This is a genomic window from Microterricola pindariensis (assembly GCF_002936985.1).
Classification (GTDB): Bacteria; Actinomycetota; Actinomycetes; order Actinomycetales; family Microbacteriaceae; genus Microterricola; species Microterricola pindariensis.
In genome coordinates this window covers 49,336-64,883 of sequence record NZ_MPZN01000016.1, presented here as the reverse complement: position 1 = coordinate 64,883, position 15,548 = coordinate 49,336, and the positions used below count along the sequence as shown (strand labels likewise).

Sequence of the window (15,548 nt, the reverse complement as noted above, 5' to 3'; positions counted from 1 at the left end):
GAGGCGCTGGCGATCGTGATCGCGGTCAAGGGCCTCGGCCGCTTCACCGAGCTCGCCGCCGCGGAGGCCAGGGAGCGGTTCATCATCGGCACCCTGGCCAGCCTGCTCTGGGCCAGCGCCTGCGCGGTGCTCGTGCGGCTCGCCCTCGGCTGAGCTCGTCGCGGGTTGCGCTCGCCGCGGGTTGCGCTCGCCGCGGGTTGCGCTCGCCGCCGGTTGCGCTCGCCGCCGGGCGCGGAATCAGCTCAGGGCATCGGCCGGCAGGCCGACCAGCACCGCGATCGTGCGCGCGACGAGGTCGCCGCGATCGCTCGCCCCGCCCCAGCGCACGAGCGACTGGGCGTTCAGGCCGTCAATGAGACCGAGCACCAGCCAGGCGAGCTGCGCCGGGTCGGCGGCCGAGAAGTCGCCGGCGCGGGCGCCCGCGGTGAAGGTGGCCTGCAGCACGCCCTGCCACGCGTCCATCTGCTCGCGCACGCTCGCGGCGAGCTGCTCGTTGCGGCGCCCGAGCGCCCAGGCATCCACCCAGACCACGGTGACGTCGGTGCGGCTGCCGTCCGAGACGGTCTGCACGAGCAGCTTGAGTCGCTCGCGCGGGGTCAGCGCGCCAGTCAGCGCGACGATCTCGGCGAGCTCGCCCGCCACGATGTCGCCGAAGGTGCGCGCGACCAGGGCATCCATGCTCGGCTCGTAGTGGGCGATCAGGGCCGAGGTGACACCGACCCGCTGGGCCAGTGCGCGGAGCGTGACCGCCGCGAGCCCGCTCTCGAGCGCGAGCGCCCGCGCGGCGTCTGTGATCTCGGCGCTGCGCTCGGCCGGCGGCTTGCGCGCGCCCCGCGTGGATGGAGGTCTTGACATGGTCGGACCATTCTATGTACTGTCGGGTCAATTGTTGATCGCCTGATCAACAAGGGCGGTCCGGTGTGACGCAGCTCGTCCGCTGGCGGACGAAGGAGGCAGGCACATGAGTTGGCGGATGCCGTCGGAGACCACCCGGCACGAGCGCACCTGGATGGCGTTCCCCCGTGCGGGCATCACCCTGGGCGAGACGAGCGCAGCGGCCGAGGAATGCTTCGGCAGCTGGACGGAGGTTGCGCACGCCGTCGCCGGCTTCGAGCCGGTGACCATGGTGGTCGACCCGAGCGAGATGGCCCGCGCCCGGCGCATGCTCGGCAGCGAGATCGAGATCCTCGAGGCGCCGCTGGACGAGTTCTGGATGCGCGACTTCGGCCCGAGCTTCGTCGTCGACGACGGGCGCCCCACCGTGCTCGGCGCGGTCGACTGGGTCTTCAACGGCTGGGGCGCCCCGCACTGGGCGGAGTGGGGCACGTCCGCCCAGGTGGCCCGGATTGTCACGGCACACCTCGGGGCCGAGCTGATCAGCTCGACCCTCGTCAACGAGGGCGGCGGCATCCACGTCGACGGGGAGGGCACCGTGCTCCTCACCGAGACCGTGCAGCTGGACCCCGGCCGCAACCCGTTTCTCGACAAGGCCAGGGTCGAGGCCGAGCTGGCGCGCACGATCGGCGCGACGCACCCGATCTGGCTGCCCCGCGGACTGACCCGCGACTACGACGACTTCGGCACCCGCGGACACGTCGACATCGTGGCCACGATCCCCTCGCCCGGCCGGTTGCTGCTGCACGAGCAGCGGGACCCCGCCCACCCGGACCACGCCCTGACCCGCGAGCTCCGCGGGTTGCTCGCCGAGACGACGGATGCCGCCGGGCGCGCGTGGGAGATCCTCGACCTGCCCGCCCCGGCGACCCTCCGCGACGGCGAGGGATTCGTCGACTGGAGCTACGTGAACCACCTGGTCGTCAACGACGGCGTGATCGCGTGCGGCTTCGGCGAGGAGGCCGCGGATGCGACCGCCCGCGCGATCCTCGCTGAGGCCTACCCCGGGCGCCGGGTGGTCACGGTCGAATCCCGGCCGATCTTCGCCCGCGGCGGCGGCATCCACTGCATCACCCAGCAGCAGCCGGCCCTGCCCCGCTGACTACTCTGCCCCGCACGCCCCGCCTAGGGCGCTCGCTTGGGGTGCCGCTTGTACGGTGAGACGGTCGGGTCGCCCGGGAGGTAGAAGCGCCACGGGAATGCCGCTCCCCCGCCCTCGCCACCGACCCCGGTGCGGGCCGTGGTGGCGAAGACCGCCGGACTCGCCGGCAGCTCGATGCTGAACGGCGGCGCGAGCAGGTCGGCGCCGCTCTGCTCCAGCCGGATGCCGAGCGCGGACGCGAGTCGGGCCGGCCCGCGGGCCAGCTCCCGGTCGGTCGCTGCCGTCGGCCGCCGCAGCCGGGCCAGCTCCAGCCCCTCCACCACCGCGCCGCCGCGCAGCAGCAGTCCGGCCGCCTGCCCGTCCGGCGCGCAGACGATGTTCGCGCAGACGTGCATGCCGTAGCTGAAGTAGGCGTAGAGGTGCGCCGGCGGGCCGAACATCACGCGGGTGCGGGGCGTCACGCCGCGGTGCGCGTGCGATCCAGGGTCCTCGCCGTTGCCGCGGTATGCCTCCACCTCGCTCAGCCGCACCGCGACGGTGCCCTCGGCCGTGCTGTGCCGGACCACGGCCCCCAACAGCAGAGGCGCCAGCACGGTGGCATCCCGAGCAAAGAACGCTCGGGGCACACCGGCTGGCGCCTGCATGTCGGACTCCGTGTCTGTCAGAGGGTCGTGTTGCCGCTCGGCAGGGCCTGCGCGAAGCCGCGCACCCGGGCGGTGAGGGCGGCCAGCTGCTCGGCGACCCGCACCGGGGCGGTGCCGGCCAGGCCGTCGCGGCTGTTCACCGAGCCCTCGATGCTGAGCACCGAGCGCACCTCCGGCGTGAGCCGCGGGTCAATCGTGACGAGTGCGGCGTCATCGATCTCGTGCAGCTCCAGGCCGCGGTCCTCGCAGAACTTGACCATGGCGCCGGTGATCTCGTGGGCGTCGCGGAACGGCACGTGCTGCTTGACCAGCCACTCGGCGACATCCGTCGCCAGCGAGAAGCCCTGCGGCGCGAGCTCGGCCATCCGCTCCGTGTGGAAGCGGAGCGTGGCGACCATGCCGGTGAACGCCGGCAGCAGCACCTCGAGGTTCTGCAGGGAGTCGAAGACGGGCTCCTTGTCCTCCTGCAGGTCGCGGTTGTAGGCCAGCGGCAGCCCCTTGAGGGTGGCGAGCAGGCCGGTGTGGTTGCCGATCAGCCGGCCGGACTTGCCGCGGGCGAGCTCGGCGATGTCCGGGTTCTTCTTCTGCGGCATGATCGACGAGCCGGTCGAGTAGGCGTCGTCGAGCGTGACGAAGTCGAACTCGCGGGTGTTCCAGAGGATGATCTCCTCGGACAGCCTGGACAGGTCGATGCCGATCTGGGCGAGCACGTAGCTGAACTCGGCGACCAGGTCGCGGCTGGCCGTGCCGTCGATCGAGTTCTCGACGACGCCGCCGAAGCCGAGCACGGATGCCACCAGGCCGGCGTCCAGGCCGAGCGTGTTGCCGGCGAGGGCGCCGGAGCCGTACGGCGAGAAGTCGGCGCGGCGGTTCCAGTCGGCGAGGCGGTCCAGGTCGCGCACCAGCGGCCAGCAGTGTGCGAGCAGGTGGTGCGAGAGCAGCACCGGCTGGGCGTGCTGCAGGTGGGTGCGGCCGGGCATGATCGCGGCCGGGTGGGCGGCGGCCTGCGCGGCGAGGGCGTCGATCAGGTCGATCAGCAGCCGGGAGACGGTGACCGAGTGGTCGCGCAGCAGCATCCGGATGAAGGTGGCGATCTGGTCGTTGCGGCTGCGGCCGGCGCGCAGTTTGCCGCCGAGCTCGCTGCCGGCGATCTCGATCAGGCCGCGCTCGAGGGCGCCGTGCACGTCCTCATCGCTCTCGGCGGGCAGGAACTGGCCGCCCTGCACCTTGTGCAGCAGCTCGTCGAGGGCGGCGAGCATGCCGGCCAGCTCGGCGTCGTCGAGGTAGCCGGCCGCGGCCAGTGCCTGGGCGTGCGCCTTCGAGCCGGCAATGTCGTACTCGGCCAGCTGCCAGTCGAAGTGGGTCGACTTGCTGAGCCGGGCGAGCTCCGGCGAGGGGCCGCCGGCGAAGCGGGCGCCCCAGAGGGCTCCTTCTGTCGTCTCGCCTACGCCGTCGATGGCGCCGCTCGGGGTGTTCTTGCTGAGGTCGTTGCTCATGGCATTCGCTTTTCTGGTCGGTGGGAGGTCGGGCGCGCGCTAGCTGGCGTTCTGGGCGAGCAGCCAGACCATGAGCGCCTTCTGGGCGTGCAGGCGGTTCTCCGCCTCGTCCCAGATGATGCTCTGCGGCCCGTCGATGACCTCGGCGGTGACCTCGTAGCCGCGGTCGGCCGGCAGGCAGTGCATGAAGAGGGCGTCGGATGCCGCGTGCGCCATCAGCTCGCTGTCCACCCGGTAGGCGCCGAGCTCGGCCACGCGGGCCGCCTTCTCCTCCTCCTTGCCCATCGACACCCAGGTGTCGGTGACGACGACGTCGGATCCGCTGACGGCGGCGACCGGGTCGGTGAAGAGGGCGACGGAGCCGCCGGTCTGTGCGGCGATGGCGGCGGCATCCGCCACCACCTGCTCGCTCGGCGTGTAGCCGGCCGGCGAGGCGATGCGCACGTGCATTCCGGCTGTGGCGCCGGCCAGCAGGTAGGACTGCGCCATGTTGCAGGCGCCGTCACCGAGGAAGGTCAGCGTGAGCCCGGCCAGCGCGCCGCGCTTCTCGGTGATGGTGAGCAGGTCGGCCAGCAGCTGGCAGGGGTGGAAGTCGTCGGAGAGCGCGTTGATCACCGGGACGGTGGTGCCCTCGGCCATCTCGGTGAGGCCGGCCTGGCCGTAGGTGCGCCAGACGATGGCCGCGACCATGCGCTCGAGCACGCGCGCCGTGTCGGACGGCGTCTCCTTGCCGCCGAGCTGGCTGTTGGCGGTGGAGATGATCAGCGGCGTGCCGCCCAGGTCGGCGATGCCGACCGCGAAGGAGACCCGGGTGCGGGTGGAGGACTTGTCGAAGATGACGGCGACCGTCTGCGGGCCGGCGAGCGGCTTCTCGGCAAAGCGGTCCTTCTTCAGCTCGAGGGCCAGCTGGAGGATCTCGGCCTGCTCGGCGGGGGTCACGTCGTCGTCGCGGAGGAAGTGGCGGGTCATGATGCGTCGCTTTCGGTGGGGGTGTCGAGAGTGGCGAGGGCGCGGCCGAAGCGCGCCGTGAACTCGGTGATGTCGGCGCTGTCGATGGTGAGCGGCGGCGCCAGGCGGATGGTGCTCGGGTTGGCGGCGTTGACGATGAGGCCCTCGGCCATGGCGGCGGCGGTCAGCCCGCCGGCGCGCGGCTCGCTGAGCGCGACGCCGAGCAGCAGGCCCTTGCCGCGGATGCCGACGATGTGGGGCGAGCCGATCGACGCGATCGCGGACCGCAGCTCGGCGCCCCGCTCGGCGGCGTTCCGCACCAGGCCGGCGCGCTCGATCTCGCCGAGGACGGCGTTCGCGGTCGCCGTCATCAGCGGGTTGCCGCCGAAGGTGCTGCCGTGGTGGCCGGGGCCGAACAGCTCGGATGCCGCGCCGAAGGTAATCAGGGCGCCGATCGGCACGCCGCCGCCGATGCCCTTGGCCACGGTGATGGCGTCCGGGGTGATGCCGGCGTGCTGGAAGGCGAACCACTCCCCCGTGCGGCCTGCCCCGGTCTGGATCTCGTCGATGATGAGCAGCGCGCCGTGGCGGCTGGTGACCTCGCGGGCCGCCTCGAGGTAGCCCTCCGGCAGCGGGAGCACGCCGGCCTCGCCCTTGATCGGCTCGAGGAACACGGCGGCGACGTCGTCGCCCATCGCGGCCTCGAGCGCCTCGATCGTGCTGTCGATGTGCTCGACCCCGCCGGGCATCGGTTCGAACGGGGCACGCATCGCAGACTTGCCGGTCAGCGCCAGGCTGCCCAGGGTGCGGCCGTGGAAGGCGTCGGTAAGCGCGATGATGCGCGGCCGGCTCGCGCCGCCGTGCAGGCGGGCGAGCTTGAATGCGGCCTCGTTGGCCTCGGCGCCGGAGTTGCTGAAGAAGACGCGGCCCTCCTCGCCCGCTCCGCTCAGCCGGGCCAGCCGCTCGGCGAGCTCAAGCTGGGGCGGGGAGGCGAAGTAGTTGGAGACGTGCGCGATCGTGGACGCCTGGCGGGTGAGCGCGTCGACGAAGACCGGGTGGGCGTGGCCGAGCGCGTTGACGGCGATGCCGGCGAGGAAGTCGAGGTACTCGTTGCCCGCGTCGTCCCAGACCCGGGTACCCTGGCCGCGCACGAGCATCGCCATGGGCGCCCCGAAGGTGCGCATCATGCGGTTCGCGGATCGTTGCTGCCAGTCGGTCATGCCGGTGCTCCTTGCGTTGTGGTGCCTGCGGCATCCGCGGCGTCAATGTTCTCTGGCAGCACGACCTCGGTGCCGATGCCGCTCTGGGTGAAGATCTCGAGCAGGATCGAGTGCGGCACCCGTCCGTCGATGATGGCGGCCTTGGAGACGCCGCCTTCGACGGCCTCCAGGCAGGCGGCCATCTTTGGGATCATGCCCGACTCGAGCGTGGGCAGCAGCTCGCGCAGCTCGGGCACGTCGATGACGGAGACGAGCGAGTCGCGGTCCGGCCAGTCGCGGTACAGGCCGGCGACGTCGGTGAGGATGACGAGCTTGGCGGCGCCGAGGGCGACCGCCAGCGCCGCCGCGGCGGAGTCCGCGTTGACGTTGAGCGACTGGCCCGGCACCGCGACGTCGGGCGCGATCGAGGAGATGACGGGGATGCGGCCGGCCTCGATCTGGGCGTGCACCGCGGCGGGGTCCACGGCGATGACGTCGCCGACGAGGCCGAGGTCGACCTCTTCGCCGTCGACGATGGCACCGCGGCGGCGGCCCTGGAACAGGCCGGCGTCCTCACCGGAGAGCCCGGCGGCCAGCGGGCCGTGCTCGTTGATGTGGCTGACCAGCTCGCGGTTGACCTGGCCGGTGAGCACCATGCGCACCACCTCCATGGTCTCCGGCGTGGTCACCCGGTAACCGCCGCGGAACTCGCTCTGGATGCCGAGCTTCTCCAGCATGGCCGAGATCTGCGGGCCGCCGCCGTGCACGACGACGGGCCGGATGCCGGCGTAGCGGAGGTAGACCATGTCCTCGGCGAAGGCGCGCTGCAGCTCCTCGCTGACCATGGCGTTGCCGCCGAACTTGACCACGATGATCTGCTCGTGGAAGCGCTTGAGCCAGGGCAGCGCCTCGATCAGTGTGGCCGCCTTGACGGCGGCGTCGGCCTGGATCAGCTCCAGCTCTTCTGTAGATTTCACGCTCTCGCCCATCATCAGCTCGAGTACGCGCTGTTCTCGTGCACGTAGTCGTGCGTGAGGTCGTTGGTGAAGATGGTGGCGGATGCCGCGCCGACGTGCAGCTCGATGAGCACGCGGGTGTCGCGCGGGCTCAGGTCGACGAGCTCGCGCGGCTGGTCGGGCTCGCCGGCGTGGCAGACGCGCACCCCGTTCATCGACACGTCGACGTTGTACGGGTCGAAGGCGGCCTGCGTGGTTCCGATCGCGGCCAGCACGCGGCCCCAGTTGGGGTCGTTGCCGAAGATGGCGGCCTTGAAGAGGTTGTTGCGGGCGACGGAGCGTCCGACCTCGACGGCTTCGTCCTCGCTGAGCGCGCCGACGACCTCGATGGCGATGTTGTGGCTGGCGCCCTCGGCGTCCGCTTGCAGCTTGAGGGCGAGCTCGCGGCAGAGCACGGTGAGGGCGGCGGTGAACGCGGTGAGGTCGGGGGTGACCCCGGAGGCGCCGGAGGAGAGCAGGCTGACCTGGTCGTTGGTCGACATGCAGCCGTCGGAGTCGAGCCGGTCGAAGGTGACGCGGGTGGAGGCGCGGAGCGCCGCCTCGAGGGAGGCCGCGTCGAGCAGGGCGTCGGTGGTGATGACGACGAGCATCGTGGCGAGGCCGGGCGCGAGCATGCCGGCGCCCTTGGCGATGCCGCCGATGCTCCAGCCGTCCTGGCTGATGCTGGCCGTCTTCGGCACCGAGTCGGTGGTCATGATGGCGCGGGCCGCGTCGTCGCCGCCGTCGGCGCCGAGCGCGGCGGCGGCCGTTGCGACGCCCGCGGCGAGCACCTCGACGTTCAGCTGGTCGCCGATCAGGCCGGTGGAGCAGACGAGCACGTCGCCGGCGGAGACGTCGAGGGCGGCGGCGACGGCCTCGGCGGTGCGGTGGGTGACCTGGAAGCCCTGGCTTCCGGTGAAGCAGTTGGCGCCGCCGGAGTTCAGCACGATGGCCGAGACGGTGCCGTCTTTGATGACCTCCTTCGACCAGATGATCGGGTTGGCCTGCGCCCGGTTGCTGGTGAAGACGGCCGCCGCGGCCTGCGAGGGCCCGCGGTTCACGATGAGGGCGAGGTCCGGCGCTCCGGAGCTCTTGATGCCGGCGGCGATGCCGGCCGCGTCGAATCCGAGGGGGGTTGTGACACTCACGGGGCGACTCCATTCAGGGCGAGACCGGCGGTCTCGGGCAGGCCGAGGGCGATGTTGGCGGACTGGATGGCGGCACCGGCGGTGCCCTTGACCAGGTTGTCGATGGCGGCGACGACGACGACGCGGCCGGCGGCCTCGTCGACGGCGAGGCCGAGCAGGATGGTGTTGGCGCCGACGGTGTCGGCGGTGCGCGGCATCTGGCCGGCCGGAAGCAGGTGCACGAACGGCTCGTCGGCGTAGGCGGCCTCCCAGGCGGCGCGTACCGTTGCGGCATCCGTGCCCGGAACGACGCGGGCGGTCGAGGTGGCCAGGATGCCGCGCGCCATGGGCACGAGCACCGGGGTGAACGACACGGTCGGGTCGACGGCGCCCGCGCCGCGCAGCGCCTGCTGGATCTCGGGGATGTGCCGGTGGGTGCCGCCGACGGCGTACGGGCTGGCGGAGCCGAGGATCTCGGCGGCGAGCAGGTTGGTCTTCAGCGCCTTGCCCGCGCCGGACGGGCCGACGGCGAGCACCGAGACGATGTCGGCGGACTCGATGACGCCGGAGCGGATGCCGGGCGCGAGCGAGAGGGCGACGGTGCTGGCGTTGCAGCCGGGGGCGGCGATGCGGCGGGTGCCGGCGAGCCGCTCGCGCTGCTTGGCCGCTCCCCCGTCGACCAGCAGCTCGGGCACGCCGTAGCTCCAGGCGCCGTAGAAGTCGCCGCCGTAGAACGCCGCCCAGTCGGACTCGCTCTCCAGCCGGTGGTCGGCGCCGCAGTCGACGACGAGTGTGTCGGCGTCGAGGTGGGCGGTGAGCTCGCCGGACTTCCCGTGCGGCAGGGCGAGGAAGACGACGTCGTGGCCGGCGAGGTTCTCCGGCGTGGTGTCGACGAGGGTGAGGTGGGCGAGACTGCGCAGGTGTGGCTGCACGTCGACCAGCTGCTGGCCGGCGTTCGAGTGCGCCGTGACCGTGCGCACCTCGAAGTCGGGGTGTTGGGAGAGGATGCGGAGGAGTTCTCCGCCTGCGTAGCCGGATGCCCCGGCTACCGCGACCGCGAATGTCATTCTGTTGCCTTACGTGAGTGGACGACGAGGTTGCGACGGCGACGCCACGTCAGACTCCACGAAGGGTCACGCAAGCGCCGCCTAGATTCGGCGGTCGGCCCGGCGTCGACGCAGCGCAGGCACGGCGGGGATGGCCAGTGCGAGGGGGGTGCGCCGAGCGGAAAGCATGTCGTGAGCCTATCGCGCCCCGCGGGCGGGCGGCAAACTCGATTGCGCCGAGTGAGCTCAACCCTCGTACGGCAGCCCGATCCCGGAGATGCCGCGGCGCCAGCTCTCGGCGTAGAGCTCCTCGAGCACGGCCAGGTCGAGCTTGTCGAATCGGCCGACCCAAACGCAGCCGGCGCCGCGCTTGTTCGGGCCGAGACGGTCGAGCAGCTCCTCGCTGCCGGGGTACCGGTCGAGGTAGAGCGACATCGAGGCCTTGCGCGGCGAGAAGCCGATCAACGGGGAGTCGCCCTCGCGCCCGCTGGCGTAGCGGTAGTGGTAGCTGCCGTAGCCGACGATGCTCGGCCCCCACATCACCGCGGGCACGCCCGTGATCCGGTCGAGCATCGACTTCAGCACGTAGGCGTCCTCGCGGCGGCCGGCGGGCTCCGCACGGTCGAGGAACTCGTCGACGGATGCCGTCGTCGGCACCATCACGGTGTTTGCGCTCTCGCTCATGCAGCCATTCTGGCACTCGGGGGTGCCGCTGTCTCCGGTTCCCGCTGCTTCCCCCTCCCGTTGGCTCGAGGGAGCGCCAGCGACCGAAGCCACCACCGCCGAGCGGCACAGACGAGCGGCCCAGAGACGACGGAGGGGCGCCGCAGCGCGGCGCCCCTCCGTCGTTCAGATGCTGCGGCTACTCGCGGGTCGCGGCGCCGAGCAGCTCGGCGGCGCGGGCGGCACCGGCCACCTTGGCCTCGCTCGCCTCCGCCGCGGTGAGCGTGCGGTCGCTTGCCCGGAAGCGCAGCGCGAAGGTGAGGCTCTTCTGCCCCTCTTCGAGGCCGGCGCCGCGGTAGTCGTCGACCAGGTGCAGTTCCTCGAGCAGCGCGCCTGCGCCCTCGCGCACGGCGGACAACACCGCGGCAGCGGGCACGGACGCGTCGACCAGAAGGGTGAGGTCCTGCGTCGCGGCCGGGAAGGTGCCGATCTCGGCGGCCTCCACGACGGGCTTCGCGAGTGCGATCACGGCGTCCAGGTCGAGCTCGACGACGGCGACCACGCGCGGCAGGTCCGCGTCCGCTGCGATCTGCGGCAGCAGCTCGCCGGCGAAGCCGACGGCCTGGCCGGCGACGCGCAGCTCGGCCGTGCGGCCGGGGTGCATGGCCTTGTGGCGGCCCTGCACGATCTCGATGTCCGCGCCGGTGGCGAGGGCGATCTGGGCGACGATAGCGAGGGCATCGGCGATGCCGGCGGCGACGGCGCTCTGGCCGGGCTGCTTGCGCACGACGTTGCCCACGATGAGCGCGCCGACGTGGCGCGGCTGCGGCGGGATGCCGGCGTTCAGCTCAGCGAGCTGCTCCGCGCTCGGACGCTGCGTGCCGGCCGGCAGCGTGGCCTGACCGTAGGCCGCACCCTCCTCCGGGGTGAAGACGAGGCCGAGCTCGTACAGCGCGACGTCCGTGAGGCCGCGGGACAGGTTGCGCTTGGCGGCCTCGATCAGGCCGGGCAGCAGCGTGGTGCGCAGGTACGGGGCGCTCGCGTCGAGCGCGTTCGCCACCTTGATCTGCGGCACCTCGGCCGCCTCGGCCGTGCCGAAGAGGTCGTTCTGCGCCTTCGGCAGGAACGGGAACGCGATGATCTCGGTCGAGCCGGCCGCGGCCAGGGCGTCGGCCACGGTGCGGCGGATGCGCTGCTCGCGGGTGAGGCCGTGCCCGGCGGGGGCGACGGGCAGCACCGAGGGGATGCGCTCGTAGCCGACGATGCGGGCGACCTCTTCGGCCAGGTCGGACTTGTCGGTCACGTCGGGGCGCCAGCTCGGCGGGGTGACCAGCAGGCCGCCGTCGGTCTCGGCGATGGTGCCGCCGACCTCGGCCAGCGATCCGCGGATCTCGTCCTCGGTGTAGTCGACGCCGATGAGCCCGGAGACGTAGCCGTCGGGCAGCAGGATGGCGGCGGCGCCTGCAGCCTCGCCGGTCAGCGAGCCCGCGTCATCCGCGGTGCCGCCGGCCAGGTCGACGAGCAGCTGCGCCACCCGGGAGGTCGCCGCCGCCGCGATCCGCGGGTCGACGCCGCGCTCGAAGCGCTTCGCGGCCTCGCTCGGCAGCTTGTGCCGGCGCGCCGAGCGCGCGACGGTGACCGGGTCGAAGTTGGCAGCCTCGACGAGCACATTGCGCGTCGTGTCGCTGATCTCGGTGCTGGCCCCGCCCATGACGCCGGCGATGCCGATGGCGCCGCTGTCGTCGGTGATGAGCAGGTCCTCGATGTGCAGCGCGCGCTCCTGCTCGTCGAGGGTGGTGATCTTCTCCCCCGCGGCGGCGCGGCGCACGACGATGCCGCCGGAGAGCTTGTCGAGGTCGTAGCCGTGGGTCGGCTGGCCGAGCTCGAGCATCACGTAGTTGGTGATGTCCACGGGCAGCGAGATCGAGCGGATGCCGGCGAGCTTGAGCCGGGCCACCATCCACGGCGGGGTCGGCCGGGTCGGGTCGATGCCGCGCACGACGCGCGTGGAGAACACGGAGACGCCGGGGCGGCCATGGATCGGGGCGTCGTCGGCGAAGGTCACCGGGAAGCCGCCGTCGGCGCTCGGGGCGAGCTGGCCGTGCGCAGCGGGGTCGCGGAAGGCGGCCCCGGTCGCGTGCGAGTACTCGCGGGCGACGCCGCGGATCGAGAAGGCGTAGCCGCGGTCCGGCGTGACGTTGATCTCGACGGCTTCGTCGGCCAGGCCGAGCAGCTCGATGGCGTCGGTGCCGACCTCGGGGTCCAGGCCGAGCGTCGACAGGCGCAGGATGCCGTCGTGGTCGTCGCCGATGCCGAGCTCGCGCACCGAGGCGATCATGCCGTCGGAGACGTGGCCGTAGGTCTTGCGCGGCGCGATCGGGAACGGGCCGGGCAGCACGGCACCGGGCAGGGTCACGACGACCTTGTCCCCGACAAAGAAGTTGCCGGCACCGCAGACGATGCCGTGCACGGCGTCGCCGCCGTCGGCGGCCTGCTGGCCGTCGGGTGCGACGCGCACCTGGCACCAGCGGATGGTCTTGCCGTTGGCCTGCGGCTCCTCGACGAACTCGAGCACCTCTCCGACGACGATTGGTCCGGTGAGGTCGAAGCTGTGGACCTCCTCCTCCTCGAGGCCGACCTTGACGAGCGCGGCATGCACGTCGTCAGCGGTCGTTCCCGGTGCGAGATCGACGAATTCCGCGAGCCAACTCAGGGGCACCCGCATGACTAAACCACCATTCCGAACTGCTGGGAGAAGCGCACATCGCCCTCGACCATTTCACGCATGTCTTGTACATCGCTGCGCAGCATGAGGCCGCGCTCGATTCCCATTCCGAAGGCGAAGCCCGAGTACACCTCGGGGTCGATGCCGGCGGCCCGCAGCACGTTGGGGTTGATCATGCCGCAGCCGCCCCACTCGATCCAGCGCGCGCCGTGCTTGAACGTCGGGTGCCAGAAGTCGAGCTCGGCGCTCGGCTCGGTGAACGGGAAGTAGCTGGGGCGCAGGCGGATCTTGGCCTCATCGCCGAAGATCGACTTCACGAAGTGGTCGAGCGTGCCCTTGAGGTGCGCCATGGTCAGGCCCTTGTCGACGGCGAGGCCCTCGAACTGCATGAACACGGGCAGGTGCGTGGCGTCGAACTCGTCGGTGCGGTAGACGCGGCCGGGGGCCAGCACGTAGACGGGCAGCTCGCGGTCGAGCATCGAGCGCACCTGCACCGGCGAGGTGTGCGTGCGCAGCACGAGGTGCGACTCCGGCGGGTCGATGAAGAAGGTGTCCTGCATGGCGCGCGCCGGGTGGTCGGCGTCGAAGTTCAGCGCGTCGAAGTTGAACCACTCGCTCTCGACCTCTGGCCCCTCGGCGATCTCCCAACCCATGCCGGTGAACACGTCGCAGACGCGATCCTGCAGCAGGGTGAGCGGATGCCGGGCGCCGGGGCGGTAGCGGCTGGCCAGCGCGGTGACGTCCAGCGCCTCCGCCTCGAGCTGGGCGGCGGCCTCCGCGGCCACGATGCCCTCCTCGCGGGCGGCGAACGCCTGTGCGACACGGCCGCGGGCCTGGCCGACGAGCTTGCCGAGGGCGGCCTTCTGCTCTTTGGGGACGTCGCGCAGGGTGGCGTTCAGCTGCGCCAGCGGCGAGGCCTCGCCGGTGTGCGCCGTGCGCACGGCTTTCAGCGCGGCGGAGTCGCCGGCGGCCTCGATCGCCGCCAGTGCGGCGTCGACGGCCGCGGCGACGGTGGATTCGGTGATGACGGCTTCGGCGTTTATAGCTTCAGGGAGCTCAGTGGACTCAGACACAAGGCCCAAGTTTACCCAGCCGCGCGTGGGCGGCGCACCGCGGGCTAGACGGAGCCGCCGGTGGCGGAGGCCGCGGCATCCGTGGAGGCCTGCCGCATGTTGAGCATGGCGTCGTTGGGATCCTCCGGCGGCCGCCTGCGCCCCCGGCCGGCCCTGCCCGCCTTCCCGCCGCTCGCGGTGCGGCGGGAGAGCCAGCGGGCGAACCAGGACAGGGACAGGTTCATGATCAGGTAGAGCACGAGGGTGACGAAGAACAGGGAGAAGAGGTAGCGGTTGCCGACCGCGCTGGCAATGTTGTTCATCGTCACCCGGATGAGCTCCGGGTAGCCGACGATGAAGCCGAGCGAGGTGTCTTTCAGCAGCACGACGAGCTGGGCCACGATGATCGGCAGCATCTGCCGGAATGCCTGCGGGAACTCGACGAGCAGCCGGGACTGCAGCGGGCGCATGCCGAGGCTCAGACCCGCCTCCCGCTGGCCGCGCGGCAGGGCGACGAGCCCGGCCCGCAGCGCCTCGCCGATGAGCGCCCCGTTGTAGAGGATCAGCGCGATCACGACGGCCCAGTATGCGCCGGTCGAGCCGGCCAGCAGGATGAACAGCATCATCAGCAGCACCGGCATGCCGCGGAAGAACTCCAGGATGATGGCGATGGGGATGCGGATCCAGCGGGTCTGCGCGCTGCGCAGCAGGGAGAACACCACACCGAGGGCGACGGCGCCGACCGCGGCGACACTCGCCGCCTTCAGCGTGTTGGCGACGCCGACGAAGATGATCCGGTTCCAGACGCGTGGGTCGAGGAAGATGTCCCAGCGGCTGGGGTCGAGCATGCTGGGCAGCTCGACGCCGCTGGTGGCCACGCGGGGCGCGGCGAGCACGGAGTAGACCCAGGCGGCGCCGGCCGCGAGCAGCAGGAGCCCGACGCCGGAGAGGATCAGCGAGAGCCGCCGGCCCTTGGGGCCCTGGGCGTCGAAGAGGACGTTGGAGCCGCTCATCGCTGCACCGCCAGTCGCTTCTCGATGCGCCCGGCCACGAGCCCGAGCGGCACCGTGATGATGAGGTAGAACGTGGCGACCCCGAGCAGGATCGCGATCACCGCGTTGCCGTTGTCATTCGCCAGCTCCTTGCCGATGGTGAACAGCTCCGCGACGAAGAAGCCGCCGGCGACGGAGGTGTTCTTGGTGAGGGCGATGAAGACGTTGATCAGCGGCGGCACGGTCATCCGGAACGCCTGCGGCAGGATGACGAGCGTCACGCTCTGCCCGAAGCCCAGCCCGACGCTGCGCGCGGCCTCGGCCTGCCCGATCGGCACGCCGTTGATGCCCGAGCGGAGCGCCTCGGCGACGAACGGCGAGGTGTAGACGCTCAGGCCGATCATGGCGAAGACCAGGTAGCTGAAGTCCACCCCGAAGTAGGGAAGGATGAACGCGCAGAAAAACAGGATCAGCGTCAGCGGGGTGTTGCGCACCAACTCGGTGTAGACGGTGGCGAAGCCGCGCAGCGAGGCCACCGGCGAGATGCGCATCGCCGCGATCAGCGTGCCGATGATGAACGCCGCGATGCCCGCGACGACGAGCAGCAGCAGGGTGTAGCCGAACCCGCTGAAGTAGCGGGGCAGGTTCTCGATCACCGCATCCAT

14 protein-coding genes are annotated in these 15,548 nt (G+C 71.7%); 1 reads left to right on the top strand and 13 read right to left on the bottom strand.

Annotation, left to right across the window (positions count from 1 at the left end; all coding sequences use genetic code 11):
* Nucleotides 1-237: 237 nt before the first annotated feature.
* Nucleotides 238-855 carry a TetR/AcrR family transcriptional regulator gene (locus GY24_RS06955; RefSeq protein WP_104474977.1) on the bottom strand — a complete coding sequence of 206 codons (618 nt, stop codon included), beginning with the start codon at nucleotides 853-855 and terminating at the stop codon, nucleotides 238-240.
* 106 nt (nucleotides 856-961) lie between these two features.
* Between GY24_RS06955 and GY24_RS06950 the strand changes: the two genes are divergently transcribed.
* The gene (locus GY24_RS06950; protein ID WP_104474976.1) at nucleotides 962-1,996 is read left to right on the top strand and encodes an agmatine deiminase family protein; all 1,035 of its coding nucleotides are present in this window, start codon (nucleotides 962-964) and stop codon (nucleotides 1,994-1,996) included.
* Nucleotides 1,997-2,019: 23 nt separating this feature from the next.
* On the opposite strand, the gene GY24_RS06945 is transcribed toward GY24_RS06950, so the two are convergent.
* The 12 genes from GY24_RS06945 to GY24_RS06890 form a co-directional block, all read right to left on the bottom strand.
* The gene (locus GY24_RS06945) at nucleotides 2,020-2,640 is read right to left on the bottom strand and encodes a DNA-3-methyladenine glycosylase (RefSeq protein ID WP_104474975.1); all 621 of its coding nucleotides are present in this window, start codon (nucleotides 2,638-2,640) and stop codon (nucleotides 2,020-2,022) included.
* A 17-nt stretch (nucleotides 2,641-2,657) separates the two neighbouring features.
* Nucleotides 2,658-4,136, bottom strand: coding sequence for an argininosuccinate lyase (argH, locus tag GY24_RS06940; protein WP_104474974.1), 1,479 nt, complete (start codon nucleotides 4,134-4,136; stop codon nucleotides 2,658-2,660).
* 39 nt (nucleotides 4,137-4,175) lie between these two features.
* Nucleotides 4,176-5,105, bottom strand: a complete 930-nt coding sequence (gene argF, locus GY24_RS06935) for an ornithine carbamoyltransferase (protein WP_104474973.1) — start codon at nucleotides 5,103-5,105, stop codon at nucleotides 4,176-4,178.
* A complete protein-coding gene (locus tag GY24_RS06930) occupies nucleotides 5,102-6,304 on the bottom strand; it encodes an acetylornithine transaminase (protein WP_104474972.1) in 1,203 nt (400 codons plus the stop codon). Before GY24_RS06930 ends, argF begins: the two co-directional genes overlap by 4 nt.
* On the bottom strand, nucleotides 6,301-7,260 hold the full coding sequence (gene argB / locus GY24_RS06925; RefSeq protein ID WP_407662155.1) for an acetylglutamate kinase: 960 nt from the start codon (nucleotides 7,258-7,260) through the stop codon (nucleotides 6,301-6,303). Before argB ends, GY24_RS06930 begins: the two co-directional genes overlap by 4 nt.
* A 14-nt stretch (nucleotides 7,261-7,274) precedes the next feature.
* Nucleotides 7,275-8,426, bottom strand: a complete 1,152-nt coding sequence (gene argJ / locus GY24_RS06920) for a bifunctional glutamate N-acetyltransferase/amino-acid acetyltransferase ArgJ (protein ID WP_104474970.1) — start codon at nucleotides 8,424-8,426, stop codon at nucleotides 7,275-7,277.
* Complete coding sequence (gene argC / locus GY24_RS06915) at nucleotides 8,423-9,472, bottom strand: N-acetyl-gamma-glutamyl-phosphate reductase (protein WP_104474969.1); 1,050 nt, start codon at nucleotides 9,470-9,472, stop codon at nucleotides 8,423-8,425. The genes argJ and argC overlap by 4 nt, the downstream gene beginning before the upstream one ends.
* 225 nt (nucleotides 9,473-9,697) lie before the next feature.
* Nucleotides 9,698-10,135, bottom strand: coding sequence for a DUF1801 domain-containing protein (locus tag GY24_RS06910; protein ID WP_202972921.1), 438 nt, complete (start codon nucleotides 10,133-10,135; stop codon nucleotides 9,698-9,700).
* 178 nt (nucleotides 10,136-10,313) lie between these two features.
* Entirely contained in the window at nucleotides 10,314-12,839 is a 2,526-nt protein-coding gene (gene pheT, locus GY24_RS06905; protein ID WP_104474968.1) for a phenylalanine--tRNA ligase subunit beta, read from the bottom strand.
* A 2-nt stretch (nucleotides 12,840-12,841) separates the two neighbouring features.
* The gene (gene pheS / locus GY24_RS06900; RefSeq protein ID WP_407662154.1) at nucleotides 12,842-13,912 is read right to left on the bottom strand and encodes a phenylalanine--tRNA ligase subunit alpha; all 1,071 of its coding nucleotides are present in this window, start codon (nucleotides 13,910-13,912) and stop codon (nucleotides 12,842-12,844) included.
* Nucleotides 13,913-13,956: 44 nt separating this feature from the next.
* Nucleotides 13,957-14,904: an amino acid ABC transporter permease gene (locus GY24_RS06895; protein WP_104474967.1), complete on the bottom strand. Its 948-nt coding sequence runs from the start codon at nucleotides 14,902-14,904 to the stop codon at nucleotides 13,957-13,959.
* Complete coding sequence (locus GY24_RS06890; protein ID WP_104474966.1) at nucleotides 14,901-15,548, bottom strand: amino acid ABC transporter permease; 648 nt, start codon at nucleotides 15,546-15,548, stop codon at nucleotides 14,901-14,903. The genes GY24_RS06895 and GY24_RS06890 overlap by 4 nt, the downstream gene beginning before the upstream one ends.

Coding starts and splice junctions, on each gene's coding strand:
- GY24_RS06895 (WP_104474967.1), bottom strand. CDS start 14,904: ATGAGCGGCTCCAACGTCCTCTTCGACGCCCAGGGCCCCAAGGGCCGG.
- GY24_RS06955 (WP_104474977.1), bottom strand. CDS start 855: ATGTCAAGACCTCCATCCACGCGGGGCGCGCGCAAGCCGCCGGCCGAG.
- GY24_RS06945 (WP_104474975.1), bottom strand. CDS start 2,640: ATGCAGGCGCCAGCCGGTGTGCCCCGAGCGTTCTTTGCTCGGGATGCC.
- GY24_RS06950 (WP_104474976.1), top strand. CDS start 962: ATGAGTTGGCGGATGCCGTCGGAGACCACCCGGCACGAGCGCACCTGG.
- GY24_RS06910 (WP_202972921.1), bottom strand. CDS start 10,135: ATGAGCGAGAGCGCAAACACCGTGATGGTGCCGACGACGGCATCCGTC.
- argF (WP_104474973.1), bottom strand. CDS start 5,105: ATGACCCGCCACTTCCTCCGCGACGACGACGTGACCCCCGCCGAGCAG.
- pheT (WP_104474968.1), bottom strand. CDS start 12,839: ATGCGGGTGCCCCTGAGTTGGCTCGCGGAATTCGTCGATCTCGCACCG.
- argC (WP_104474969.1), bottom strand. CDS start 9,472: ATGACATTCGCGGTCGCGGTAGCCGGGGCATCCGGCTACGCAGGCGGA.
- GY24_RS06930 (WP_104474972.1), bottom strand. CDS start 6,304: ATGACCGACTGGCAGCAACGATCCGCGAACCGCATGATGCGCACCTTC.
- argH (WP_104474974.1), bottom strand. CDS start 4,136: ATGAGCAACGACCTCAGCAAGAACACCCCGAGCGGCGCCATCGACGGC.
- GY24_RS06890 (WP_104474966.1), bottom strand. CDS start 15,548: ATGGATGCGGTGATCGAGAACCTGCCCCGCTACTTCAGCGGGTTCGGC.